The sequence below is a fragment of the Halomonas sp. M4R1S46 genome, assembly GCF_025725685.1.
Lineage (GTDB): Bacteria > Pseudomonadota > Gammaproteobacteria > Pseudomonadales > Halomonadaceae > Halomonas.
The window spans coordinates 3,354,455-3,377,199 of the sequence record NZ_CP107008.1 but is presented as its reverse complement, the minus strand read 5'-3'; the positions used below and the strand labels follow the sequence as shown (position 1 = coordinate 3,377,199).

Genomic DNA, 22,745 nt, shown 5'->3' with positions numbered 1-22,745 from the left:
GTCCCCGCCTCAGCGCCGCCGGCGCCGCTCGGCCCAGCGCTTGAGCCCATACAGCAGGGCCACCCCGGCGAGCAGGCCGACCAGCGAGAAGAACACCTCCTGGCGACTGTCTGCCGTGGCGAGCTCCCCGAGTTGACTGCCCAGTAGCGTGACCCCGGCGAGCCCCGGAATGATGCCCAGCGTCGAGCCGATCATGTAGTCGCGAAAGCGCAGGTGGAAGGCCCCGGCCATCATGTTGGTGAGGGTGAAGGGCGCCAGCGGTAGCAGGTTGACCAGCGTCATGGTGCGGATGCCGCGACCGGACAGGTAGCGGGACAGGCCCTTGAGGTGCTTGCCGCCGTGGCGCAGCAGGGCGTCGCGGCCCAGCCGGCGGCCCACCCACCAGGTCAGCACCGAGGCCGCCAGGGTGCCGGCCAGGGCATAGCCGAAGCCCCACCAGGGACCGAACAGCAGGCCGGTCAGTGCCACCAGCAGGCTCAGCGGAAACATCACCAGCGAGGCGCCGGCATAGACCGCCATCACCACCAGCACGGCCCAGGGGGTATCGCGCCAGGCCACCGAGCCCCTGGCCAGGGCCATCAGGCTGTCGAGGGTGAGCAGGTCCTGCATGGCGAGCCATTGCCACAGCAGGCCCAGGCCGACGAGGACGAGCAGGGCGATGAAGAGGATTCCGAGGGAACGGGGCATGGGGCGAGGGGCTTCCTGGTGGGCGTCGCCACAGCATACGGCAGCGCGCCCGGCGGCCAAAGCGGCCGCCGGGAATACCGGCTCAGAGGCTCGCCTTCACCGCCGGCCAGGACCCCCAGGCGGGCGCGCACGCCGTTGGCGATCCGCGACGAGACGCGCGTGAGCCAGTCGTTATGCCGGGTAGTGCGAAGGGGGGAATGCGTCGTGTCGCCAGGGCGGATCCTGGCGGAAATAGCGCGTCAGCAGCGCGTAGAGTGCCGGATAGGCGGCGTGCAGGATGCCGGGGGCCGTGAAGAAGTATTCGCAGGCCACCGCGAAGCATTCGCCCGGGTGACTGGCGGCATAGTCGTCGATGGGGGTGGCCTCGCCGCGGGCGAGCCGGGCCTGGAGATCGTCCCAGACCGCGGTGAATTCTCGGTGCCAGTCCTGGGGCGAGATGTCGCCGGGCAGCGGCGGAAAGCCGTCGGCGTCCAGGGAGTTGGCCATGTCCAGCTTGTGGGCCAGCTCATGGATCAGCACATTGAAGCCATCCAGACCGCCGCTGGCCATCAGGTCGGGATAGGCGACCACCACCGGGCCCTGATGGGAGGTCTCGCCGACGCGCTGGTCGTCGTACTCGTGCATCACCCCGAATGCGTCCATCTCCTCCACGCGACGCTGGAAGGCATCGGGCAGGATCAGGATCTCGTGGACATTGGCGAAGGCATCGCGATGTTCCCCCTCGGACCAACCCAGCGTCAGCAGGCAGGCCTGGGCGGCGATGGCCAGCCGGTCCGCGACGTCGAGGCTCAGCGCCTCGGCCAGCGAGGGGTGCCGGCTCAGGCGCTTGGCGTGGGCGAAGCGCCAGGCCCGATGGCCGAGGCGGGTGGCCGCCGGCTCCGGCACGGCCGCGAGCAGCGGCAGCCGCGTCCGGGCCTCCCGCCAGTCGGCCTCGGGAAAGGGATGGCGCGTCTCGAACCAGGCATTGCGCCAGCGTCTCAGCCTGCCGATCACGCCCTCAGCTCTCCTCCAGGCCGGTGCGGCCTCCGGACTTCCAGGACCAGTCCCGCAGGCGCAGGTCGAAGAGATCCTGGCGGCGGTCCTTGAGGTTGGTCACCGAGCCCTCGTTGCGCACCACCGTCAGGCGGGTCAGGTCCAGGTCCGAGAACATGATCATCTCGGTGTTGGGTGTGGTCTCGGCCAGCACGGCGTCGTGGGGGAAGGCGAAGTCCGAGGGCGAGAACACCGAGGACTGGGCGTACTGGATCTCCATGTTCTCGATGGAGGGGACGTTGCCGACGCTGCCGCACAGCACCACGTAACACTCGTTCTCGATGGCCCGCGCCTGGGCGCAGTGGCGCACCCGCAGGTAGCCGTTCTTGGTGTCGGTCCAGAAGGGCACGAAGAGGATGTCCATGTCCTGGTCGGCGAGCAGCCGCGAGAGCTCCGGAAACTCCACGTCGTAGCAGATCAGGATGCCCACCCGGCCGGCATCGGTCTCGAACACCTGCAGCTCGTCGCCGCCCTCGATCACCCAGTCGCGCCGTTCCTGGGGGGTGATGTGCAGCTTGGTCTGGCACTCCAGGGTGCCGTCCCGATGGCACAGGTAGGCGACGTTGTAGAGACGGCCGTCGGCCTGTTCCTCGATCATCGAGCCGGCCACGATGTTGATGTTGTAGGCCACCGCCATGCGCGACAGCTCGGTCTTGAAGCCCTCGGTGAACCCCGCCAGGAAGCGGATGGCGGCGATCTGGTCCTGCTGGGCGGCGCGGTCCTGCAGGCCCATCAGGGGGGCGTTGAACAGCTCCGGGAAGACGGCGAAGTCGCTCTGGTAGTCGGCCAGGGCGTCGACGAAGTACTCCACCTGCTGCAGCACCGCCTCCACCGTGGCGAACTCGCGCATCTGCCATTGGACGCTGCCGACCCGGACCTGGGTGGGGCGGGTCTCCAGCACCCGCTCGGCCGGCTCGAAGAGGATGTTGTTCCACTCCAGCAGGGTCGCGTAGCCCTGGGACTTCTCGTCCTCGGGCAGGTACTTGCGCAGCAGGCGCTTGACCTGGAAGTCGTTGGCCAGCTGGAAGGAGAGGATGGGGTCGTGGAGCTCCTTGCGGGCCACCTTGTCGATGTACTCGGTGGGCGAGAGCTCCTCGGCATGCTGGTGGTACTGCGGGATGCGCCCGCCGGCGAGGATCGCGCGCAGGTTCATCGAGCGACACAGCTCCTTGCGGGCCTCGTAGAGGCGGCGACCCAGGCGGTAGCCACGGTAGTCCGGGTGGATCAGCACGTCCAGGCCGTACATGGCGTCGCCCTGCGGATCGTTGAGGATGATCTCGCGCTGGTCGATCAGGTCGTCGTACTGGTGGGGGTTGGAGAAGTCGTCATAGTCGACCCGCACGGTCAGGGCCACGCCGACCAGCTGGCCGTCGTCCTCGATGGCGATCTGGCCGTCGGGGAATTCCTGGATCAGCTTCTCGATGGTGTGTTCCGGCCAGGCGCCGCCGATGTCGTGGTAGACGGCGTCCATCAGCGCCTTGAGCTGCGGGTAGTCGTCCGGCGTCAGGTTGCGCAGGTTCAGGTGAAGCTCATCGAGGGACATGGCGCTTGGGTTCCTGATCGAGAATGTCCCGCCGAGTCTACCATGCGCCCGGGGAATCGGCCGCGACACGCCGGGGCCGGGCGGCCCGCCTGACCTTGGCGGCGGGGTTCATCCGGGTGACGTCATCGCGCTGGCTGATCATGGGGCTGTCCTCCGGGTGGCCCATCAGCGCAGCTGGCTGTCCTTGCTGCCGCGCCGATTGTGTCCGGCGCCCGGGCCCCGCCGCTTGTCCCGCTCCGCCTGGCAGTCGAGGCAGAGTCGCACCCCGGGAACGGCCTGTCGGCGCGCCTCGGGGATCGGTTCCCCGCACTCGTCGCAGTGACGGGCACTCTCGCCGCGGGGCAAGGCACGCCTCGCCCGCTCGAGCTCGTCGCGCACGCTGTCGTCGATCTGCTGCTGCACATCGCCGTCTTTCGACCAGCCACCGGCCATGATGGTCTCTCCGCAAAGGCACCGTGATAGGCAACCTAGCTTGCCAAATCGGCGGGATCGGCGCCATGGGGCCGATCCCGCCAGTCACGTTGGACGTTGCTTCTTCAGCTGCGCCGCAAGCGCAGCTCGCCATTCAGCGCCTTGATGATGGTGTAGCACATCAGCAGCATCACGACGGAGAACGGAATCGCCGTCGCCGTCACCCCCGCCTGCAGCGCCGACAGGCCGCCGCCGATCAGCAGCACGATGGCGATCAGGCCCTCCACCGTGGCCCAGAACATGCGCTGGGGCCGGGGTGCGTCGACCTTGCCGCCGGCGGTGATGGTATCGATCACCAGCGAGCCGGAATCGGACGAGGTGACGAAGAAGATCAACGCCAGAATGATGCCGAGGGTGGACATCAGGCCCGACAGCGGCAGTTCATTCAGCATGCCGAACAGCGACAGCTCGGGGCTGTAATTGTCGATCACATAGTCCTTGACCAGGCTGTTGGCGGGGTCGGCATAGAGCTGATCGAGCGCGGTGGCGCCGAAGACGCCCATCCAGATGAAGATGAACAGGCTGGGAATCAACAGCACGCAGACCACGAATTCCCGAACCGTGCGACCCCGCGACACCCGGGCGATGAACATGCCGACGAACGGTGCCCAACTGACCCACCAGGCCCAGTAGAAGATCGTCCAGGCCTGGCGATAGGCATCATCGTCACGACCGAAGGGCGCCGACAAGGGGATGAAGTCCGTCACATAGGTCGAAAGCCCCGTCCAGAAGCCGTTCAGGGCCACCAGGGTCGGGCCGGCGAACAGCACGAAGAAGAAGAACAAGACGGCCATGATCATGTTGATCTCGGAGAGCTTCTTCACACCGCCCTCGAGCCCGCGCCAGACCGACACCAGGGCCACCGCCGTCACCAGCACGATGACGATGACCTGGGTGGTGGTGTTGACGTCCAGGCCGAAGACGAAATTCATCCCCGCATTGGCCTGCTGGGCGCCGAGCCCGAGCGACGTGGCCAGACCGAACAGGGTGGAAAACACCGCCAGGATGTCGATCAGATGTCCCGGCCAACCCCAGACGCGATCGCCGAGGATCGGGAAGAACGCCGAGCGGATGGAGAAGGGCAGGCCCTTGTTATAGGTAAAGATGCTCAGGGCCAGGGCCATCACCACATAGACGGCCCAGCCATGGATGCCCCAATGAAGATAGGTGCCGGCAATGCCCAGGGCGGTGGCTTCGGGAATGGCCTCCGGGTTCAGTTCGCCATCGGCCCCGAACGGCGAGGCAATGCCCAATGGCAGGGAGACGTTGGCATGATAGACCGGCTCCAGCACACCGAAGAACAGCAGGCCGATGCCGATGCCGGCGGCGAACAGCATGGCGAACCAGGACAGATAACCGTGCTCCGGTCGGGCATCGGGGCCGCCCAACCGGACCTTCCCATAGGGCAGGACGACGAGCGCCAGGCAGAACAGGATGAAGAAATCCACCACGATCATGAAGTACCAGTCCAGCGTCCCGGTGGAGAAGGCGACGATGGACTGGAAGATGCTCCCCGCCCGCTCCGGAAACACCAGGGTGAGCACAATGAACAGCACCGAGGCGAGCGCCGAGACGACGAAGACCCGGTTGTGGATATCGAAGTCGAAGGGCCCCAGTTGGCCTTCGATATTGTCCTGGCCGACGGTGTAATCCGTTTGCATGTCGCTGGACACCGGGGGCGATGCCGATTTGCTTGGGCTACTCATGATATGCCTCTCCTTATTATAAATTTATGAAAGTTCAGGGTTTTCCTTATGCTTGCATGGCCCTGGATACGGCGGTCCGGTCCAGTCGGCATGGAAGGGGGCCATGGGGTGGTCGATGACGGTCCGGGTATCGATCCGGGCCGATCCGGGTAAGACGGCGGTGGGGGCGGTCCATGCGCCCGCTCGGGTTGCGTGTGACGTTGTGCCATGGGGATCGCCTCTTACATTGTTATCACGTTGTCATGTATCTGATCATTGTGGAGCAGAGTCGCGCGTGTCAGACGGGCCGCGACATCGGGCTTGAGCCAGGCGAGCAGGTCATCGGTCCCCCCCTGAAGGATCATCAGCACGGTACCGGTCAGGCCAGCCATGGCGTCGCGGTGCACCGGGGGCTGGTGCCGCATCCAGCCAAGGAAGGGCAGCCAGCGCTGCTGGCTGCGCTGGCTCGTCGGCGATTCGCGAGCGAGCGACGGCATCGGCATTACCGATCGTCGGTCACATGCGGGAAGCGGGAACGCGCCTCGAGGTCATCCAGGTCGATGGTGTTGCGCATGTACTGGACGCTGGCATCGAAGAACGGCTGGTGATCCCAGGGAGTCACCTTGCCCTTCATGTTGGCGCGGGCGACCAGCTTGCGGCGCCGCTGGCTGTCGAGCACCTCCTGGTGCAGCTTCTCGATGTCCCAGCGGCTTGCCACCTCGTCGCGGAACTGCTTGCGCAGGTCCTGATGCTCCGGGTTTTCTGCCAGGTTGGTCAGTTCCTGCGGGTCGGCCTCGAGGTCGAACAGCTGGTCGGGGTCCGGCGCGGAATGGACGAACTTGTAGCGTCCCCGGCGGATCATCAGCAGCGGGGCGATGGCGCCTTCGCCGCAGTATTGGCCGATCACCTCGTCATGGCCGCCCGTACCGGTCAGGTGCGGGTTCAGGCTGCGGCCATCGATGGGCACCGCATACTGCGGGGCCTGGCCGTCATTGGCCCACTCGCTGAAGGTCGGCAGCAGGTCCATGGTGGAGACGGACTGCTTGACCCGGCCGGCGGTGAAGCGACCCGGCGCATGCACGATCATCGGCACCCGGGCGGAGCCTTCGAACCAGCTCATCTTGTACCACAGGCCCCGCTCGCCGAGCATGTCGCCGTGGTCGCCGGAGAAGACGATGATGGTGTCCTCGGCAAGGCCGCTGTCCTCAAGGGCCTGAAGCACCTTGCCGAGCTGGTCGTCGACGTAGCTGATGGCCCCGTAATAGGCCCGGCGCGCATTACGGATCTGCTCGTCGTTGATGGTGTCCTCGTCGCACTGGTAGACGTGACGCAGACGCTTGGAGTGCGGGTCCATCAGCTCGCGCGAGTAGGGCACCTCGGGCATGTCGATCTCGTCATGCTCGTAGCGGTCCCAGTACTCCTGCGGAATGGTGTAGGGGTCGTGGGGGTGGGTCAGCGAGACCGTCAGGCAGAAGGGGCGGTCCTTGTCACTGCGCGCATAGTCGTAGAGGAAGCGCTGGGCGCGGAAGGTCACCTCGTCATCGAAGTCGAGCTGGTTGGAGCGCACGCAGGGCCCGGCCTGGGTGACCGAGGACATGTTGTGGTAATAGCTCGGGCGCTTCTCGAAGTTCTCCCAGTCGACGTACCAGCCGAAGTCGGCCGGGTAGATGTCGCTGGTCAGGCGTTGTTCGAAACCGTGGAGCTGGTCCGGGCCGCAGAAGTGCATCTTGCCGGATAGTGCTGTCAGGTAGCCGGCGTCACGCAGGTAGTGGGCGAAGGTGGGCGTTTCGGCGGCCAGCTCGGAAGCGTTGTCGAAAGCGCCGATCCGCGAGGGCAACTGGCCGGCCATCAGGACGAAGCGCGATGGCGCGCATAGCGGGCTGTTGCAGTAGGCCGAGTCGAAGACCACGCCTTCTTCGGCCAGGCGGGAGAGATTCGGGGTCTTGGTGACCTTGTGGCCATAGAAGGGCAGCGACGGAGCGGCCATCTGATCCGCCATGAGGAACAGGATATTCGGCTGCTTATCGGTCATCGGGGGGCTCCCATGCGTTGTCAGGGGTGGGTGGCGAAGCTTGCCCCAGTCTCTCTGCTAATCTTGTGCCCTGTAAACACGGTGATTTTTTATGATTGGGATTATTTGTACTAATGTCATTGACGAGTAGGCGAGTGTCGCCCAACGGCCTGCGGGTCTTCGAGTCGGCGGCCCGCCATCTGAGCTTTACCGCGGCGGCGGAGGAGCTGCGTTCCACCCAGTCGGCCGTCAGCCAGCAGGTGCGGGGGCTCGAGGAGCAGCTCGGCCTGCGGCTGTTCGATCGCGTCTATCGCGGCGTGCGGCTGACCGAGCCGGGACAGGCCCTGTTCGGAGCCGTCCAGGAGGGGTTCGCGACCATCGAGAAGACGATCGATCGTCTGCAGCAGCGCCATCGCAACCCGCGGCTGACCATACTCACCGATTTCTCGCTGGCCTCGTACTGGCTGTTGCCTCGCCTGCCGGCCTTCCGTGAACGGCACCCGCATATCGACGTGCGGATCATGACCAACCAGGGCGTCTTCGACTGGCGGGGGCAGGAAGTCGATATCGCCATCGTGTTCGGCGACCGGCGGGGCCTGGAAGGGGTGCCTCGGTTGCTCGACGAGGAGGTGTTTCCGGTGTGCAGCCCCGGCTTCCTGGAGGAGTTCGGCCCGATCGACGACCTGGCACGCCTGAGCGAGGTGCCGCTGCTGACGTTGACCGCCGACCAGGGCCAGAGCTGGCTGGATTGGCCGGGCTACTTCGAGCGGCTGGGAGGACAAGTCCATCAGGCCCCGTCGGAGCTGATCTTCAACAACTATACGCTGCTGGTGCAGGCGGCGATCGCCGGGCAGGGGGTCGCGCTCGGCTGGCGGGGGCTGGTCGATGACCTGCTCGAGCGTGGCATGCTGGTGGGACTGGAGGGGCTGAACCTGAGGACCCCCAACGGCTACGGCATGATCGATGTCCACCCGGAGGACCGCAGCCCCGCCAAGCAGGCCTTCCAGGACTGGGTGCTGTCCAATTGAGGCGAGAGGCCGGGCCGCCGGTGTGCGCCAACGAAAACCCCGGCGGCGCCGGGGTTCGAGGACATGCCGGGGACAGGGATCAGGCCAGGGTTGCCACCGCGGCCTTCGCTACCTGGGCGTCCTGGTCGGCCTTGACGCCGGAAACGCCTACGGCGCCGATCACCTGGCCATCGATAACCACCGGTACGCCGCCCTCCAGGAGCCCCTCCAAGGGGGCGGAGAGGAAGGCGGTGCGACCGTTATTGATCATCTCCTCGAAGAACTGGGTCTCCTTGTGGCTGAACGCGGCGGTGCGGGCCTTCTGGGCGCTGATCTTGGCCGTCATCGGCGAGGCTCCATCCAGACGGCGCAGGCCGAGCAGCTCGCCGCTGTCGTCGACGATCGAGACGGTGATGTTCCAGTGGTTCCGCTCCGCCTCTCGTTGAGCGGCGTCCAGAATGGCGTTGACCTCGTTGAGGCCCAGGATGCACTTGGTCTTCATGTCACTCTCCTTCAGGGTCTAGTTCTTGGGTTTCAGACGTGGCACTCGAGTGCTCGGGGGACGAGGTGCGCTCCAGCACCTCATCGACGATCTCGATCCAGTGGCGCACCGGGGTGCGACCCGCGCCGGCCAGGTGGGTCTGGCAGCTGAATGTATAAGCGCTGTCGCGATCATGTGATCGCCTCGTCGACGATCTCGATCCAGTGGCGCACCGGGGTGCGACCCGCGCCGGCCAGGTGGGTCTGGCAGCTGAATGTATAAGCGCTGTCGCGATCATGTGATCGCCTCGTCGACGATCTCGATCCAGTGGCGCACCGGGGTGCGACCCGCGCCGGCCAGGTGGGTCTGGCAGTTGAATGTATAAGCGCTGTCGCGATCATGTGATCGCCTCGTCGACGATCTCGATCCAGTGGCGCACCGGGGTGCGACCCGCGCCGGCCAGGTGGGTCTGGCAGCTGAATGTATAAGCGCTGTCGCGATCATGCGATCGCCTCGTCGACGATCTCGATCCAGTGGCGCACCGGGGTGCGACCCGCGCCGGCCAGGTGGGTCTGGCAGCCGATATTCGCTGTCACGATCACCTCTGGACTGCCCGCTTCCAGGGCATCGAGCTTGTTGTCGCGCAGCTGGGTGGCGAGTTCCGGCTGGGTCACGGAGTAGGTGCCCGCCGAGCCGCAGCAGAGGTGGGCGTCCTGCACCGGCGTCAGCGGGAAGCCGAGTCGGGCCAGCAGGGCGTCGACGCTGCCGCCGAGCTTCTGGGCGTGCTGCAGGGTACAGGGGCAATGGAAGGCCAGGCGCTTGTGCTCGCGCAGGGTCAGGCGCTCCAGGTTCTCCTCGCGCAGGATCTCCACCAGGTCCTTGGCCAGGGCACTGATGCGCTCGGCCTTCTCGACGTAGTCGGGATCGTCGGCCAGCACCTCGCCGTACTCCTTGACCATCGCCCCGCAGCCGCTGGCGGTCTGCACGATGGCTTCGCAGCCGGCCTCGATATGTGGCCACCAGGCGTCGATGTTGGCGCGCATGCGGGCCCGCCCGGCCTCCTGGGCGTTGAGGTGGTAGTCGATGGCCCCGCAGCAGCCGGCCTCCGGGGCCGGGGTCAGGCCGATGCCGAGGCGGTCGAGGACCCGGGCGGTGGCGGCATTGGTGTTGGGCGACAGGCCCGGCTGCACGCAGCCCTCGAGGATCAGCATCTGCCGTGTATGGCGGCCGCCCTCGGGACGCGTGCCGGCGTCCACCGGGACCGGCGGCATCTTGCTGCGGAGGGTGCCCGGCACCAGGGGGCGGAACACCTGGCCCATCCTGAGCAGCGCCTTGAAGCGAGCGGGGTCCACCAACGCCTTGCGCAGCCCGAGGCGCAGCGCGCGGTCGGGGACGGAGCGCGGCACCCGCCGCTCGATCTCGGCGCGGCCGATGTCGAGCAGCTTGTGGTATTCCACCCCGGACGGACAGGTGGTCTCGCAGTTGCGGCAGGTGAGGCAGCGATCCAGGTGCAGCCGGGTTTCCTCGGTGACGTTGTCGTCGTCGGGATTCTCCAGCATCTGCTTCATCAGGTAGATGCGCCCGCGCGGGCCGTCACGCTCGTCGCCCAGCAGCTGGTAGGTGGGGCAGGTGGCATTGCAGAAGCCGCAGTGCACACAGGTGCGCAGCACGCGGTCGGCCTCGCGGATATGTGGCTGCTGGAGATCCTGTTCGGTGAAGTGCGTCTGCATCTCATAGCTCCGCGTAGAGTCGGCCCGGGTTGAAGATGCCCTTCGGGTCCAGCTCGGCCTTGAGGCGGCGATGGTACTTCGCCATCCCCGGGGCCAGCGGGGAGAAGGGGGCGGCGGCGCCCGGGGTCAGGCAGGTGGCATGCCCGCCGACGCTGGCGCAGACCTCGCGCAGGGTCTCGGCGGGCAGCTCGCTGCGCAGCCAGCGCTGGGCGCCGGCCCAGTCGTGGAGCATGACCTCCTCGTCGAGGCCCTCGGCCTCCAGCCGCGCCCGCTGGGGGAGCGAGAGCCTCCACAGCGGGCGAGCGTCGTCACCGGAAAAGAAGGCCAGGCGCTGCTCGCGCAGTGCGTCCCAGAAGTCGGCCGCGAGCGCCTCGCCGCCGAGACGCTCGCGGGTGGCGGCCACCGAGCCGGGGCCGCCCTCCAGTCGCAGGTGCAGGGCGCCGGCCTGCCAGGCGGCGGCGGTCAGCGGCAAGGGCTGGCGCCCCCACTCGGCCAGGCGCTGGCGGGCCTGGTCCAGGGGCATCTCGAGGCGCAGGCTGTGGCTGGCCGACGGCCTGGGCAGCACCTTGAGGGTGACTTCGGTGAGCAGGCCCAGGCTGCCCTGGGCGCCGACCATCAGCCGGGAGAGGTCGTAGCCGGCGACGTTCTTCATCACCTCGCCACCGAAGCGCTGCTCGTCCCCGGCATGGGTGATCACCCGGGCGCCCAGCACGAAGTCGCGCACGGCGCCGGCCCAGGGGCGTCGCGGGCCGGACAGGCCGGTGGCGGCCATGCCGCCGACGGTGGCGGCGTCGCCGAAGTGGGGCGGCTCGAAGGGCAGCATCTGGCCGTGCTCGGCCAGCGCCGCCTCGAGCTCGGCCAGCGGTGTGCCGGCACGCACCGAGACGATCAGTTCCACCGGGTCATAGCGGGTGATGCCGCGGTGTTCGCGGGTGGAGAGGGCCTCGCCCTCCACCGGGCGGCCATAGAAGGCCTTGGTGTCGCCGCCGACGATGCGCAGCGGCGTGCCGTCCACGCCGGCCTGCCGGATGCGCTCTCCCAGGCCCTCGCTGATATCCCGGTCCCGGGTCGGGTTCGTGGTGTTGGCCATGGTGACTCCTCAGAAACGCGGCAGCTCGGGGTGCGGCAGTTCACCGCCGTGCACGTGCATGGCACCGAACTCGGCGCAGCGGGCCAGGGTCGGGATGTTCTTGCCCGGGTTGAGCAGGCGCTCGGGGTCGAAGGCCGCCTTCACCGCGTGGAAGGTGGTCAGCTCGCGACTGCTGAACTGGGCGCACATCTGGTTGATCTTCTCGCGGCCCACGCCGTGCTCGCCGGTGATCGAGCCCCCGGCCTCGACGCACAGCTCGAGGATCTTGCCGCCGAGGTCCTCGGCCTGCTCCAGCTCGCCGGGGCGGTTGGCATCGAACAGGATCAGCGGGTGCATGTTGCCGTCGCCGGCATGGAAGACGTTGGCGACCCGCAGGCCGAACTGCTCGGACAGCTCACTGATGCCCTGCAGCACGCGGGGCAACTCGCGGCGCGGGATGGTGCCGTCCATGCAGTAGTAGTCCGGCGACATCCGGCCCACCGCGGGGAAGGCGTTCTTGCGCCCGGCCCAGAACAGGGCGCGCTCGGCCTCGTCGTGGGCCTGCTGGATGTCGGTGGCGCCGGCCGCCTCGAGCACCTCGCGCACCCGGGCGCAGTCGTCGTCGACGTCGGCCTCCACGCCGTCCAGCTCGCACAGCAGGATGGCCTCCGCCTCGACGGGGTAGCCGGCATGGATGAAGTCCTCGGCGGCGCGGATCGCCAGGTTGTCCATCATCTCCAGGCCGCCGGGGACGATGCCGGCGGCGATGATGTCGCCCACGGCGCGGCCGGCCTTGCCCACGTCGTCGAAGCTGGCCATCAGCACCTTGGCGGTCTCCGGCTTGGGCAGCAGCTTGACGGTGATCTCGGTGACCACCCCGAGCATGCCCTCGGAGCCGTTGATCAGGGCCAGCAGGTCGAAGCCCGGGGCATCCAGGGCCTCGCTGCCGAGGGTCAGGCGTTCGCCCTCGATGGTGATGATCTCGACCTGCATCACGTTGTGCACGGTCAGGCCGTACTTCAGGCAGTGCACGCCGCCGGCGTTCTCCGCCACGTTGCCGCCGATCGAGCAGGCGATCTGCGAGGAGGGATCCGGCGCATAGTAGAGCCCATGGGGGGCGGCGGCCTCGGAGATGGCCAGGTTGCGCACGCCGGGCTGGACCCGGGCGGTGCGGGCGTCGGGGTCCACGACGAGGATCCGGTTGAAGCGCGACATCACCAGCAGCACACCCTGCTCCAGGGGCAGGGCGCCCCCGGAGAGGCCGGTACCGGCGCCGCGGGTGACCACCGGCACGCCCAGTTCCCGGCAGCCCTCGAGCAGGGCCTCTACCTGGTCGAGGCTCTCCGGCAGGGCCACCAGCATGGGCAGCACGCGATAGGCGGCCAGGCCATCGCACTCGAAGGGATGCAGGTCTTCCTCGCGATGGAGCAGGGTCAGGCCGGGAGCGGCCTGCTGGAGGCTGGCGAGCACCTCCGCCTTGTCCCGGCGAGGCAGCTCACCATCGAGTCGCGCGTCGAAGTGGATATTCATGACGGCTCCGAGAAACGGGAATGAATCCAGTATGGGGTCAATGGTATGGAAATGTCTTCCATAAATATATGGAAGGGACGCCGGTCATCTTGCCGCGGCGCCGCGGCCGTCGACGGGGCGACGTGGCCCCGCCGGTCGGCGGGGCCGTGGCTCAGCTCAGCCGCAGCAGGGGGGTGAAGGCCAGAAGCGCCAGGAGAGTGTCGGGCATCGGTGGAGGTCCCTCATCGATGATGATGTCGTTGGCCGCCGCCGGGGCGGCATGGGCGAACCTTACGGCCAGACACCGGGCTTGACCATGTCGGGTAAATTGGTATGACCAAAGAGTCCATGGCGATGCTTTTTCCTGAACGCTCTGAGAGGCATTGTGATTCAATGAGTTGAAGGGAGATGGCCGAGACGGGTCGGTTCCGCAGCGGGGGCGGCGGTTATACCAATGGACAAGGGGCAGGGGGCCGGCGGGTCGATGGCGGCGGCCGGCAAAGCCTGGCACTATCGGGGAACTCCCCTCACCGGATGCAAGGAGTCGGTATGACACGGGTGCTCTACGAACTCTGCGGGATGGACGAGTCGCTGCGGTTCTCGCCGTACTGTTGGCGGGTCCGTTATGCCCTGGCCCACAAGGGGCTGGACGTCGAGACACGCCCCTGGCGCTTCACCGACAAGCAGGCGCTGGCCTTCGCCGACCACGACAAGGTGCCGGTCCTCGTCGACGGCGACGAGGTGGTCACCGACAGCTATGCGATCCTGCGCTACCTGGATCGCGCCTATCCCGAGGCACCGCTGCTCGGCGAGCCCCTGGCCGATGCCCGGGGGCGCTTCTTCAAGCACTATGCCGAGCGCGCGCTGGCGCCGGCGATGATGCGCACCATCATCATGGACCTGTTCAATGCCGTGCATCCCGACGACCGCGCCTACTTTCGCGAGTCCCGCGAGACGCGTTTCGGTCGCACCCTGGAGGAGTTCCACTCCCCGGCCAAGGGCCTGGCCCAGCTCGACGCGGCCCTCGCCCCGTTGCGTGGACGCTTCGAGGAGGCCGATTTCCTGGATGGCGAGGCCCCCGCCGGTGCCGACTATCTGGTGTTCGGCTTCTTCATGTGGGCGCGCTGCGTCTCCAGCGCCGACCTGGTCTCCAATGCCGACCCGGTCCATGCCTGGGTCGAGCGCATGCTCGACCGGCACGACGGCCTCGGTCGTCGGGCCACGCGCGTGACCGATATCGAGGGCGCCTACCGCTGAGTCCACACGCTGGCGGTTCTCGCGACGATGCCCGGCCCCGGCCGGGCATCGTCGTGTGGGGGAATGAGGCAAGAAAGTGGTCCGCAGGATGTTGCGATGCACAAAACAGCCTGCTATGTTGCAATGCAACACCGGCGCTTGGCCCGGTATCCCCACCATCACGGAGGTGTGCGATGAGCAAGGCAACGACCGACAAGACCACCGAACAGTTCGAGTCCCTCTTTGTGCAACCCATGCGGTCCTATGCCGCGCTGAACCTGGAATATGCCGAGAAGCTGGTGTCCACCCAGTTCGACTCGGCTCGCGCCCTGACCGACCTGGGCCTGGCCCAGGCGCGCGGCTGGCTCGAGGTCAAGGATGCCGACGGCGTCCAGAAGGCCATGGAAGGCCAGCAGAAGGTGCTCCAGGACCTCGGCGAGCGCGTCAAGAGCGACTCCGAGGCGCTGATGAGCCTCGGCCAGGAGTATGTCCAGAAGGGGCAGAAGCTGGTCGAGGAGCAGGTCAAGGCCGCCAGCACCCGCTGACCTCCCGAGGCACTGCAAGCAAGGGGCCCTTGCCGGGCCTTGCGGGTCATCGCCTGACGGCGGTGGCCCGTTTTTTTCGTCTGGCGGACGCGGTCAGGCCCCGTCGGGGTCAGCCGTGCTCGGTGCCCAGTAGCCGGATCACCTCGTCGTCGCTCACCTGCCCGAAGTTGGCGAAGAACTGGCCGACGGCGCCGAAGTTGGCCGGGGCGAGCAGGCACACCACCTCGTCGGCGAGCCGTTCCAGGCGTGCCACGGTCTCCGGGGGCGCCGCCCCCACGGCGGCGATCAGCCGGGCCGGATGGCGCGGGCGCAGGCTGCCCAGTGCCGTGGCCATGGTGGCGCCGGTGGCACTGCCGTCGTCGACCACCACCACGATGCGCCCGGCGGGGTCGATGGGGGCGCGCACCGGCGTGTAGCGGCGGCGACGCTCCTCGATCAGCGCCTGCTGGGTCTCGATTTCCCGGGTGATGGCCGACTCCGGGTAGTGACCGGCCGCCGGCTCGAGCTGGACGCGGTCCTGTTCGCCGACCGCGCCGATGGCGTATTCCGGGTTGCCCGGGGCGCCGATCTTCCTCACCAGCACCACGTCCAGTTCCCCCTCCAGCTCGTCGGCGATCAGCCGGCCCATGGGCACCCCCCCTCGGGGAATCGCCAGGATCAGGGGGTCGCGCCCTCGCAGGTGCTCAAGCCGTTGCACCAGTCCCTCGGCAGCCTCCAGTCGATCGCGGAACATCGTGGAATCCCCTCGTGCAGACCATCTCTTTACTAGTGTAGTCGTGACGGGGGCCGTCCCGGCCGCAGGACGGCTGCCCACGCGCGGGGCGGACAGCCGGCGTGACCAGCAGGGTCAGGCCGCCCGGTCCTCCAGCCGGAAGCCGGCGATGCGATTGATCTGCTCGATGGCGGTGCGACGCTCCTCGGCGGGGTCGTTCTCCAGGCGCGTCTCGAAGGCCGCGAGGATGGCATGTCGATCGCTGCCCTTGACGGCCATCACGAAGGGAAAGTCGAACTTGGCCTTGTAGTCGGCGTTGAGGCGCTCGAAGCGTGCCATCTCCTCGGGGGTGCACTGGTTGAGGCCGGCACCGGCCTGCTCCCGGGTGGAATCATCGGTGAGCTCGCCGGCGATGGCCGCCTTGCCGGCCAGGTCGGGGTGGGCGCGGATGACCTCGAGCTGGCGCTCGGCGCTCGCCTCCCGCAGGACCCGGCCCATGGCCTCGGCCAGGCCCTGGGGGCTGTCCTGGGTGCTGTCGAGGCCCCGCTCCCAGGCGAGCTCGGCCACCCAGGGCGAGTGCTCGTAGATGTCGCCGTACTGCGCGACGAAGTCGGCCTGGCCCAGCTCGCTGGGCCGCGGGGAAAGGATCTTGCCGCTCATGATGTGACCTCCTTGCGGTGTTTGGGTCATGACAGGAATAAACTGTATACAAAAAATGCTTTGAAATGTACCCCTTTTGTGGCTAATACTGTTGGCATAGGGTCTGCTCCCGAGGGGGCAAGGGCACATCAACCCGCCGGTCCGTCGCACTGGCCGGCCGCAACGCACCACAGGAGGGACGCATGGGACGCCTGACCACCCACGTGCTGGATACGTCACTGGGCCGCCCGGGAGAGGGCATCCGCATCGAGGTCTATCGCCTCGAGGGCGCTGACCGCACTCGTATCACCGAGGTCGTCACCAATGACGACGGGCGCTGCGATGCGCCGATCCTGGAGGGAGAGGCCTTCGCCGCGGGCGAATACGAGCTGGTCTTCCATGCCGGGGACTACCTCGACCGCCAGGGCGTGGCCGGCGAGGCGCCGCGCTTCCTCGACGTGATTCCGCTGCGCTTCGGCGTCGCCGATGCCTCCCAGCACTATCACGTGCCCCTGTTGCTGTCGCCGTACAGCTATTCCACCTACCGCGGCAGCTGAGCCCTGGCCCTGACTCCAGACAACAATCGCATAATTCCAACGAGGCCTGACCGATGGAAGCCTACTTTCTGGACTTCGCCAACCTCCTGCTGAGGTGGCTGCACGTGATCGCCGCCGTGGCCTGGATCGGCGAGTCGATCTACTTCGTCATGCTGGACAACGGCCTGCGACCGCCCAAGGCCGCCGAGGACCAGCGCAAGGGCGTGTTCGGCGAGATGTGGGCGGTGCATGGTGGTGGCTTCTACCACAACCAGAAGTACGCCAGCGCCCCGGAGAAGCTCCCCGAGGACCTGCACTGGTCGTTCTGGAAGGCCTACACGACCTGGCTGTCCGGCTTTGGCCTGTTCGTGCTGCTCTACATGGCCAATCCCGGCTTCTACCTGGTCAATCCGGGCAGCGACTGGGCATGGGCCGCCAACCTGAGCGGCTGGCAGGCCAACGTGGTGGCCCTGCTGTTCCTGCTCTCGGGTTGGGTGGTCTATAACGAGATGTGCAAGCGCATCAGCCCCAACATGGAGCGCGATGGCCTGCTGAGCCTGGCCGTGGCGGTGATGATGGTGGTGGTGGCCTACCTGAGCACCCAGATATTCGCGGGCCGCGCCGCCTTCCTGCTCACCGGCGCGGTGATGGCCACCGCCATGTCGGCGAACGTCTTCTTCTGGATCATCCCGGGCCAGCGCCGCATGGTGAAGGCCATGAAGGCCGGCGAGACCCCCAACCCCATCGACGGCAAGCGTGGCAAGCAGCGCTCGGTGCACAACACCTACTTCACGCTGCCGGTGGTGCTGCTGATGCTCAGCAACCACTACTCCTTCACTTATACCCATGAGCTTTCCTGGGTGATCATGTCGCTGTTCATCTTCGCCGGGGCCCTGATCCGCCAGTTCTTCGTGCTGATGCACGCCGGCCATCTCAAGCCCGCCTACCCGGCGGCGGGGGTCGCCTTGATCCTGGTGGCGGTGTGGGTCGGGGCACCCACCGCGGGCAATGCCACCGCCGCCGCCACGGCCAGCACCGAGGCCGCCGGGGGCGAGGAGGCGCCGGCCGACACCGAAATGGTGGCCCAGGGCGAGGCACTCGAGGAGGTGCACGCCATCATCACCGAACGCTGCGTGTCCTGCCATGCCCAGAACCCCGAGCATGCCGGCTTCTCGGCGGCACCGGCGGGGGTGATCCTGGACACCCCCGAGCAGATGCTGCGCCAGGTCGACCAGATCAAGCAGGTGGTCGCCAGCGGCTACATGCCGCTCGGCAACATCACCCAGATGACCGACGAGGAGCGTGCGAAGATCGCCGCCTGGACCCCGTGAGGTGACGGCGGACCGTCTCGCCCGGTGACCACCGCCCGCCTATTTGGCGGGCGGTGGTCGTGTCGGGGAGCGGAAAGCGTATACAATGACCGGCATATCGGGTTTTCACGGAGGCGAGCAGTCCATGAACCAGCGTCAGGTCGTTGACGGGGGCAAGTCCAGCGACGGCGGCGGTCGCCCCGGCAAGAACGGCGACGGCGCCGAGCGTCACGAGGCGATCTACCAGTCGATCAGCGATGCCATCATCGAGCATCGCCTCAAGCCCGGTGCGCGGCTGCGGGAGGATGCCCTGGCCGAGGTCTTCGGCATCAGCCGTACCGGCATCCGCAAGATCCTGCAGCGCCTGGCCCTGGAGCAGCTGGTGACCCTGACCCCCCGCCGCGGCGCCAGCGTGACGCGGCCCACCGCCGACGAGGCCAAGGATGTCTTCGATGCCCGGCAGATGGTCGAGTGCGGCCTGATGCCCGAGGTCGCCCGGCGCATCACCGCCGAGGATGCCCAGTCGCTGCGCGAGATGGCGGCCCGGGAGCGCGAGGCGCTCCGGGCCGGCGAGCAGAGTGCCGCCATCAAGCTGTCCGCGGCCTTTCATGGCCGCCTGGCACGGATCTCCGGCAACGCCACCCTGGCGGCCTTCGTCGAGCGCCTGTGCTCGCGCTCCTCGCTGATCCTCGCGGTGTACGGCAACGCCGGCCACCTGGGCTGTGAATCCCACGACCACGACGACCTGGTGGGCTACCTGGTGAGCGGCAACGGCGAGCGCGCCCAGGCCTTCATGAGCCGCCACCTCAAGGCCATCGAGGCCTCGCTGTCCATCCATGCCGAAGAGGACGAGGCCCCGGACCTGTTCGAGATCTTCTCGGGGTGACCTGGTCCCCGTCGGCGTTGCAAGGCCGATGAGGCGCACCATACTGAGGGCCATACCTCCGTCCTGCGGGTGGATTGCCCCATGCCGTCCGATGAGTTGCCCTACGACATCGCGCTGGAGCGGGTCTATGCGGAATACGTCCGGCTCAGTGGGATCTGCCACGACTACATCAGGAATGCCCTGGGCGATATCCGCCTGATCGTCGCGATCGGGGCCCTGCTGGTCTGGGATCCGCTGGCGCGGCTCCTCGAACTGGAGGTCCGTCTCCACCAGCCGGTGACTCCCGTCGGCTTCCTGGTGCTGCTGCTGGTCATCGTCCTGGTGATGTTCTATGACCTGCTCAAGCAGTCGATCTTCTTCCACTTGTCGCGGCTGCGTGAGCTCGAGCGGGTGCTCAATCGGGACCTCGGCGAGCAGGGCGAGCTGTTCCATCTCGCCGGCGGCTGGCCTGGCTGGTTCTGCCGCCGCCAAGCCGTCGTGGCCCCCCTAGTCCCGCCATGTGGAGAACCCCGAGAGCCGGACCTCGATCGGATTCTCTCGAGCTGAGCTGGGCCTCATACGCCCTACACGGAACAAGCCAGTCGGCCCTGGCCGACTGGCTTGCTGGTTGGCATGAGCGCGCCGGATGGTGCCGGGCGTCGGAGTTACTGCTGTTGCGCGGCGCGAGCCTCCTCGATGGAGGCCAGCATGGCCTCGAGCAGGGCGATACCCTCCTCGCCATACTTGTCCTCGATGACCTGGCGAACGGCCGGCTGAGCCTTGGTGGCGAAGGCCTCACGCTGTTCCGGCGTGATGGTGTTCACCTCCATGGAGTCGGCGAGCTTGGGCAGGCCCTGCTCGGAGGCCTCGATGATCCGCGACATGGCGCGGCCGGATTCGACGGCGACCTTGGAGGCCCAGTCGATGATGCGCCGATGCTCCTCCGGCAGGCCGTTGTAGAAGTCCTGATTGACGAACCAGACATAGGGCGTGATCAGGTGATTGCTGATCGTCAGGTAGTCCTGGACCTCGTCGAACTTGGCGAAGGCGGTCTGCTGGATGGGGTTCATCTGACCATCGGCGACCCCGGTCTGAAGGGCGGTATACACTTCCGCCCAGGCGAGTGGCGTGGCCTGGGAGCCCATCGAGTTGATCATGGCCTCGTGGGTGGGCAGCGTCATGGTGCGGATCCGCAGTCCCTCCATGTCCTCGGGGGAGGAGATGGGTTTCTGAGAGTTGGTGAACTGGAAGAAGCCGCCGCTGTCCAGCAGGCCGAGCACCTTGAGCCCGGTCTCCTCATGGATGTCCTGGGCCAGCATCTGGCCGAAGTCACTCTCCAGCGAAATGACCTCGTTGGCCACGCCGATGTTCGGGAAGGCGAAGGGGATATCGAACACGCCGATCTTCGGATAGTGCTCGGCCACGCCGCCGGCGGTCGAGATCGAGGATTCGATGATGCCCTGGCGGACCTGGGCGATGGCCTCGGCATCCTTGCCGAGCTGTCCGGCGGGATAGATGGTGACCTCGATCTCGCCGTTGCTGGCCGTCTCGGCGAGCTGCTTGAACACCGCCGACATGGCGCCGGCGTTGCTGGCCATGGCCTCCGGTGGATTGACGTGGGCGATACGCATGGTGGTCTCGGCGGCCGAGGCAGCGCCGGCGATGCCCAGGGCCAACCCAAGGCCGGCCAGTGTCGTGGTGATGCGGGTCTTCATGGTCTCTCTCCTGCGGTGTTGTTGTTGCTGTCGCGGGTGGGTGGAGGAGCCCCGCCCGTGGTCGGGCCGGGGCGGGAAGGTGACGCCTAGCTCGCCAGCCCCAGCAGGCGAGGGATGGTGAGCGCGATCGGCTCCCAATAGGCCACGGCCATCAGCACCGCGACCTCGACCACGATGAAGGGCCACAGGGACTTGGTGATCGCCTCGATGCGCTCGCCGGTGACCGAGGCCAGGACGAACAGGCAGGCGCCGACCGGTGGCGTCATCAGCGAGATGGTGAGGGCGAGGATGATGATCATGCCGGCATGCACCGGGTCCAGGCCGATGGTCAGGGTCAGCGGGCCGAGCACCGGGGCGAGGATGATCAGGGCGGCATTGATGTCCATGAACAGCCCGATGATCAGCAGCAGGGCGACGATCATGGTCACCACCACGGCCGGATTCTCGGAGACGGACAGGAAGCCGGCGGCGATCAACTGGGGGATCTGGTTGAAGGTCATCCACCAGCCGAGGATGGTGGCCGAGGCGATGATCAGGAAGATCACGCCGGTGATCAACGCCGTGCGCGCCAGCATCTCGTACATGTCCTTCCAGGTGATGTTGCGATAGATCACGCCACCCACCACCAGGGCATAGAGCACCGCCAGTGCCGCGGCCTCGGTGGGCGTGGTGATCCCCGTCAGGATGGCGCCGAGGATGAAGACCGGCAGGATCAAGGCCAGCAGGCTGCCGCGGAACTCCTTGAGGATCAGGGTGAGGCTCGGCCGCTGATCGGACTTGGGCAGCCCCAGGCGACGCCCGGTGGCGGCGATCAGGCACATGCACACCAGGCAAAGCAACAGGCCAGGAATGATGCCGGCGGCGAACAGCCCCGCGATCGAGACACCCATCAGCGAGCCATAGATGATGGCCAGGGTGGAGGGGGGGATGATCGGACCGATGATCGAACCCGCCGCGGTGACGGCGCAGGCATAGGGACCGGTGTATCCGGCCTTTTTCATCGCCGGGACCAGGGTGTTGCCGAAGGCCGCCGCGTCCGCCGTAGCCGAGCCGGTGAGACCCGCGAACAGTACCGAGGCCAGCATGTTGGAGTGGGCCATCCCACCGCGCAGCCAGCCCACCAGGGCCTGGGCGAAGTTGACCAGGTTCATGGTCAGGCCCGAACGGTTCATGATCTCGCCGGCCAGGATGAAGAAGGGCATGGCGAGAAACGGGAAGAGATTGAGCCCGGAGAAGAAGCGGTCCGGCACCATGGCCAGGAAATGGCCGCCGCCCATGTCGATGATGCCGATCAGGCCGGCCACGCCGAGCACGATGCCTACCGGCATGCCGAGTATCAGGAGTCCGAAGAAGACGATGGCTACGATGATCATGACGTTACCTCAGGCGCGTTCCGCCGCGGGGTGCGGGTCAGGGGCGAAGAAGTCGTAGATGGCGACCATCACGAATTGCAGGCAGGCCAGGCCCGAAGCCACCGGAATGATGATGTAGGGATAGCCCCGAGGCATGCCGAAGATCATCGTCAACTGCGAGAAACCGCGTTCCACGTAGCCCAGGCCATAGATGAACATGAAGGCGAAGAAGGCGAAGCCGATCACGTCGAAGCTCAGGGCCAGGAGTTTACGCATCGGGCGCGGGAAACGGTCGAACAGGATCAGCACGCCGACGTGCTGCCGATAGCAGATGCCGGTCGAGATGGCGAGGAGCGCGACCCAGATCATCAGGTAGCGGGCCAGTTCCTCCGTGAAGGTGAGATTCCAGGGCAGGACGTAACGGGCCAGGATCCCCAGCCATACATCGAGAACCAGCACGATCACCAAGACCACGCACAACCGCTCGACCCAGCGGTTGAGGGACCGGCTCATTGCCAGCGCCTTGAGGCTGACCTTTTCCACCTTTCTCCTCCTCGGACACGACGAGGGTTCGCCGGACCTTTTGGTTGTCATTGTAGCTTCAGGTTTA

Annotated in this window: 23 protein-coding genes; 7 read left to right on the top strand and 16 right to left on the bottom strand. The window is 67.0% G+C overall.

Annotation, left to right across the window (positions count from 1 at the left end; translation table 11 throughout):
• Positions 1–9 precede the first annotated feature (9 nt).
• The 7 genes from OCT48_RS15665 to betC form a co-directional block, all read right to left on the bottom strand.
• Entirely contained in the window at positions 10–687 is a 678-nt protein-coding gene (locus tag OCT48_RS15665; RefSeq protein ID WP_263590063.1) for a TVP38/TMEM64 family protein, read from the bottom strand.
• A gap of 171 nt (positions 688–858) precedes the next feature.
• The gene (locus OCT48_RS15660; RefSeq protein WP_263590062.1) at positions 859–1,680 is read right to left on the bottom strand and encodes a zinc-dependent peptidase; all 822 of its coding nucleotides are present in this window, start codon (positions 1,678–1,680) and stop codon (positions 859–861) included.
• A 4-nt stretch (positions 1,681–1,684) separates the two neighbouring features.
• Complete coding sequence (locus OCT48_RS15655) at positions 1,685–3,262, bottom strand: bifunctional GNAT family N-acetyltransferase/carbon-nitrogen hydrolase family protein (RefSeq protein WP_263590061.1); 1,578 nt, start codon at positions 3,260–3,262, stop codon at positions 1,685–1,687.
• A 165-nt stretch (positions 3,263–3,427) separates the two neighbouring features.
• On the bottom strand, positions 3,428–3,694 hold the full coding sequence (locus OCT48_RS15650; protein ID WP_263590060.1) for a DksA/TraR family C4-type zinc finger protein: 267 nt from the start codon (positions 3,692–3,694) through the stop codon (positions 3,428–3,430).
• A 104-nt stretch (positions 3,695–3,798) separates the two neighbouring features.
• Positions 3,799–5,439, bottom strand: coding sequence for a BCCT family transporter (locus OCT48_RS15645; protein WP_263590059.1), 1,641 nt, complete (start codon positions 5,437–5,439; stop codon positions 3,799–3,801).
• A gap of 221 nt (positions 5,440–5,660) precedes the next feature.
• The gene (locus tag OCT48_RS15640) at positions 5,661–5,915 is read right to left on the bottom strand and encodes a hypothetical protein (protein WP_263590058.1); all 255 of its coding nucleotides are present in this window, start codon (positions 5,913–5,915) and stop codon (positions 5,661–5,663) included.
• 5 nt (positions 5,916–5,920) lie between these two features.
• The gene (gene betC / locus OCT48_RS15635) at positions 5,921–7,450 is read right to left on the bottom strand and encodes a choline-sulfatase (RefSeq protein WP_263590057.1); all 1,530 of its coding nucleotides are present in this window, start codon (positions 7,448–7,450) and stop codon (positions 5,921–5,923) included.
• 134 nt (positions 7,451–7,584) lie between these two features.
• On the opposite strand from betC, the gene OCT48_RS15630 reads away from it, so the two are divergent.
• Positions 7,585–8,457 (top strand): choline sulfate utilization transcriptional regulator, encoded by an 873-nt coding sequence (locus OCT48_RS15630; RefSeq protein WP_263590056.1) that lies wholly within the window; start codon positions 7,585–7,587, stop codon positions 8,455–8,457.
• Between the two features lie 79 nt (positions 8,458–8,536).
• On the opposite strand, the gene OCT48_RS15625 is transcribed toward OCT48_RS15630, so the two are convergent.
• The 4 genes from OCT48_RS15625 to glcD form a co-directional block, all read right to left on the bottom strand.
• Complete coding sequence (locus OCT48_RS15625) at positions 8,537–8,938, bottom strand: heme-binding protein (RefSeq protein ID WP_263590055.1); 402 nt, start codon at positions 8,936–8,938, stop codon at positions 8,537–8,539.
• 479 nt (positions 8,939–9,417) lie between these two features.
• On the bottom strand, positions 9,418–10,647 hold the full coding sequence (gene glcF, locus OCT48_RS15620; protein ID WP_263590054.1) for a glycolate oxidase subunit GlcF: 1,230 nt from the start codon (positions 10,645–10,647) through the stop codon (positions 9,418–9,420).
• Between the two features lies 1 nt (position 10,648).
• Entirely contained in the window at positions 10,649–11,737 is a 1,089-nt protein-coding gene (glcE, locus tag OCT48_RS15615; protein ID WP_263590053.1) for a glycolate oxidase subunit GlcE, read from the bottom strand.
• A 9-nt stretch (positions 11,738–11,746) separates the two neighbouring features.
• The gene (glcD, locus tag OCT48_RS15610) at positions 11,747–13,246 is read right to left on the bottom strand and encodes a glycolate oxidase subunit GlcD (protein ID WP_263590052.1); all 1,500 of its coding nucleotides are present in this window, start codon (positions 13,244–13,246) and stop codon (positions 11,747–11,749) included.
• Between the two features lie 528 nt (positions 13,247–13,774).
• Between glcD and OCT48_RS15605 the strand changes: the two genes are divergently transcribed.
• Entirely contained in the window at positions 13,775–14,482 is a 708-nt protein-coding gene (locus tag OCT48_RS15605; protein ID WP_263590051.1) for a glutathione S-transferase family protein, read from the top strand.
• A 173-nt stretch (positions 14,483–14,655) separates the two neighbouring features.
• Positions 14,656–15,006 carry a phasin family protein gene (locus OCT48_RS15600; protein ID WP_263590050.1) on the top strand — a complete coding sequence of 117 codons (351 nt, stop codon included), beginning with the start codon at positions 14,656–14,658 and terminating at the stop codon, positions 15,004–15,006.
• A 109-nt stretch (positions 15,007–15,115) separates the two neighbouring features.
• Here the strand turns inward: OCT48_RS15600 and OCT48_RS15595 are convergent, their stop codons facing one another.
• On the bottom strand, positions 15,116–15,739 hold the full coding sequence (locus OCT48_RS15595) for a phosphoribosyltransferase (protein ID WP_263590049.1): 624 nt from the start codon (positions 15,737–15,739) through the stop codon (positions 15,116–15,118).
• 114 nt (positions 15,740–15,853) lie between these two features.
• A complete protein-coding gene (uraD, locus tag OCT48_RS15590; RefSeq protein ID WP_263590048.1) occupies positions 15,854–16,378 on the bottom strand; it encodes a 2-oxo-4-hydroxy-4-carboxy-5-ureidoimidazoline decarboxylase in 525 nt (174 codons plus the stop codon).
• A gap of 182 nt (positions 16,379–16,560) precedes the next feature.
• Here uraD and uraH point away from each other — a divergent pair, with 182 nt between their 5' ends.
• The 4 genes from uraH (at position 16,561) to OCT48_RS15570 (ending at position 19,635) form a co-directional block, all read left to right on the top strand.
• Positions 16,561–16,914 (top strand): hydroxyisourate hydrolase, encoded by a 354-nt coding sequence (uraH, locus tag OCT48_RS15585; RefSeq protein ID WP_263590047.1) that lies wholly within the window; start codon positions 16,561–16,563, stop codon positions 16,912–16,914.
• 53 nt (positions 16,915–16,967) lie between these two features.
• On the top strand, positions 16,968–18,224 hold the full coding sequence (locus tag OCT48_RS15580) for a urate hydroxylase PuuD (protein WP_263590046.1): 1,257 nt from the start codon (positions 16,968–16,970) through the stop codon (positions 18,222–18,224).
• A gap of 124 nt (positions 18,225–18,348) precedes the next feature.
• Positions 18,349–19,089: a GntR family transcriptional regulator gene (locus OCT48_RS15575; RefSeq protein WP_263590045.1), complete on the top strand. Its 741-nt coding sequence runs from the start codon at positions 18,349–18,351 to the stop codon at positions 19,087–19,089.
• 81 nt (positions 19,090–19,170) lie between these two features.
• Positions 19,171–19,635 carry a hypothetical protein gene (locus tag OCT48_RS15570; RefSeq protein ID WP_263590044.1) on the top strand — a complete coding sequence of 155 codons (465 nt, stop codon included), beginning with the start codon at positions 19,171–19,173 and terminating at the stop codon, positions 19,633–19,635.
• A gap of 98 nt (positions 19,636–19,733) precedes the next feature.
• Here the strand turns inward: OCT48_RS15570 and OCT48_RS15565 are convergent, their stop codons facing one another.
• From OCT48_RS15565 to OCT48_RS15555, 3 genes are all read right to left on the bottom strand, one after another.
• On the bottom strand, positions 19,734–20,783 hold the full coding sequence (locus tag OCT48_RS15565; RefSeq protein WP_263590043.1) for a DctP family TRAP transporter solute-binding subunit: 1,050 nt from the start codon (positions 20,781–20,783) through the stop codon (positions 19,734–19,736).
• 86 nt (positions 20,784–20,869) lie between these two features.
• Complete coding sequence (locus OCT48_RS15560; protein ID WP_263590042.1) at positions 20,870–22,156, bottom strand: TRAP transporter large permease; 1,287 nt, start codon at positions 22,154–22,156, stop codon at positions 20,870–20,872.
• A 9-nt stretch (positions 22,157–22,165) separates the two neighbouring features.
• A complete protein-coding gene (locus tag OCT48_RS15555; RefSeq protein WP_263590041.1) occupies positions 22,166–22,678 on the bottom strand; it encodes a TRAP transporter small permease in 513 nt (170 codons plus the stop codon).
• Between the last annotated feature and the right edge of the window lie 67 nt (positions 22,679–22,745).

Coding starts and splice junctions, on each gene's coding strand:
- OCT48_RS15600 (WP_263590050.1), top strand. CDS start 14,656: ATGAGCAAGGCAACGACCGACAAGACCACCGAACAGTTCGAGTCCCTC.
- OCT48_RS15565 (WP_263590043.1), bottom strand. CDS start 20,783: ATGAAGACCCGCATCACCACGACACTGGCCGGCCTTGGGTTGGCCCTG.
- OCT48_RS15625 (WP_263590055.1), bottom strand. CDS start 8,938: ATGAAGACCAAGTGCATCCTGGGCCTCAACGAGGTCAACGCCATTCTG.
- glcE (WP_263590053.1), bottom strand. CDS start 11,737: ATGGCCAACACCACGAACCCGACCCGGGACCGGGATATCAGCGAGGGC.
- OCT48_RS15580 (WP_263590046.1), top strand. CDS start 16,968: ATGGAAGCCTACTTTCTGGACTTCGCCAACCTCCTGCTGAGGTGGCTG.
- OCT48_RS15570 (WP_263590044.1), top strand. CDS start 19,171: ATGCCGTCCGATGAGTTGCCCTACGACATCGCGCTGGAGCGGGTCTAT.
- glcD (WP_263590052.1), bottom strand. CDS start 13,246: ATGAATATCCACTTCGACGCGCGACTCGATGGTGAGCTGCCTCGCCGG.
- uraH (WP_263590047.1), top strand. CDS start 16,561: ATGGGACGCCTGACCACCCACGTGCTGGATACGTCACTGGGCCGCCCG.
- OCT48_RS15640 (WP_263590058.1), bottom strand. CDS start 5,915: ATGCCGTCGCTCGCTCGCGAATCGCCGACGAGCCAGCGCAGCCAGCAG.
- betC (WP_263590057.1), bottom strand. CDS start 7,450: ATGACCGATAAGCAGCCGAATATCCTGTTCCTCATGGCGGATCAGATG.
- glcF (WP_263590054.1), bottom strand. CDS start 10,647: ATGCAGACGCACTTCACCGAACAGGATCTCCAGCAGCCACATATCCGC.
- OCT48_RS15645 (WP_263590059.1), bottom strand. CDS start 5,439: ATGAGTAGCCCAAGCAAATCGGCATCGCCCCCGGTGTCCAGCGACATG.
- OCT48_RS15655 (WP_263590061.1), bottom strand. CDS start 3,262: ATGTCCCTCGATGAGCTTCACCTGAACCTGCGCAACCTGACGCCGGAC.
- uraD (WP_263590048.1), bottom strand. CDS start 16,378: ATGAGCGGCAAGATCCTTTCCCCGCGGCCCAGCGAGCTGGGCCAGGCC.
- OCT48_RS15595 (WP_263590049.1), bottom strand. CDS start 15,739: ATGTTCCGCGATCGACTGGAGGCTGCCGAGGGACTGGTGCAACGGCTT.
- OCT48_RS15650 (WP_263590060.1), bottom strand. CDS start 3,694: ATGGCCGGTGGCTGGTCGAAAGACGGCGATGTGCAGCAGCAGATCGAC.
- OCT48_RS15560 (WP_263590042.1), bottom strand. CDS start 22,156: ATGATCATCGTAGCCATCGTCTTCTTCGGACTCCTGATACTCGGCATG.
- OCT48_RS15605 (WP_263590051.1), top strand. CDS start 13,775: ATGACACGGGTGCTCTACGAACTCTGCGGGATGGACGAGTCGCTGCGG.
- OCT48_RS15575 (WP_263590045.1), top strand. CDS start 18,349: ATGAACCAGCGTCAGGTCGTTGACGGGGGCAAGTCCAGCGACGGCGGC.
- OCT48_RS15665 (WP_263590063.1), bottom strand. CDS start 687: ATGCCCCGTTCCCTCGGAATCCTCTTCATCGCCCTGCTCGTCCTCGTC.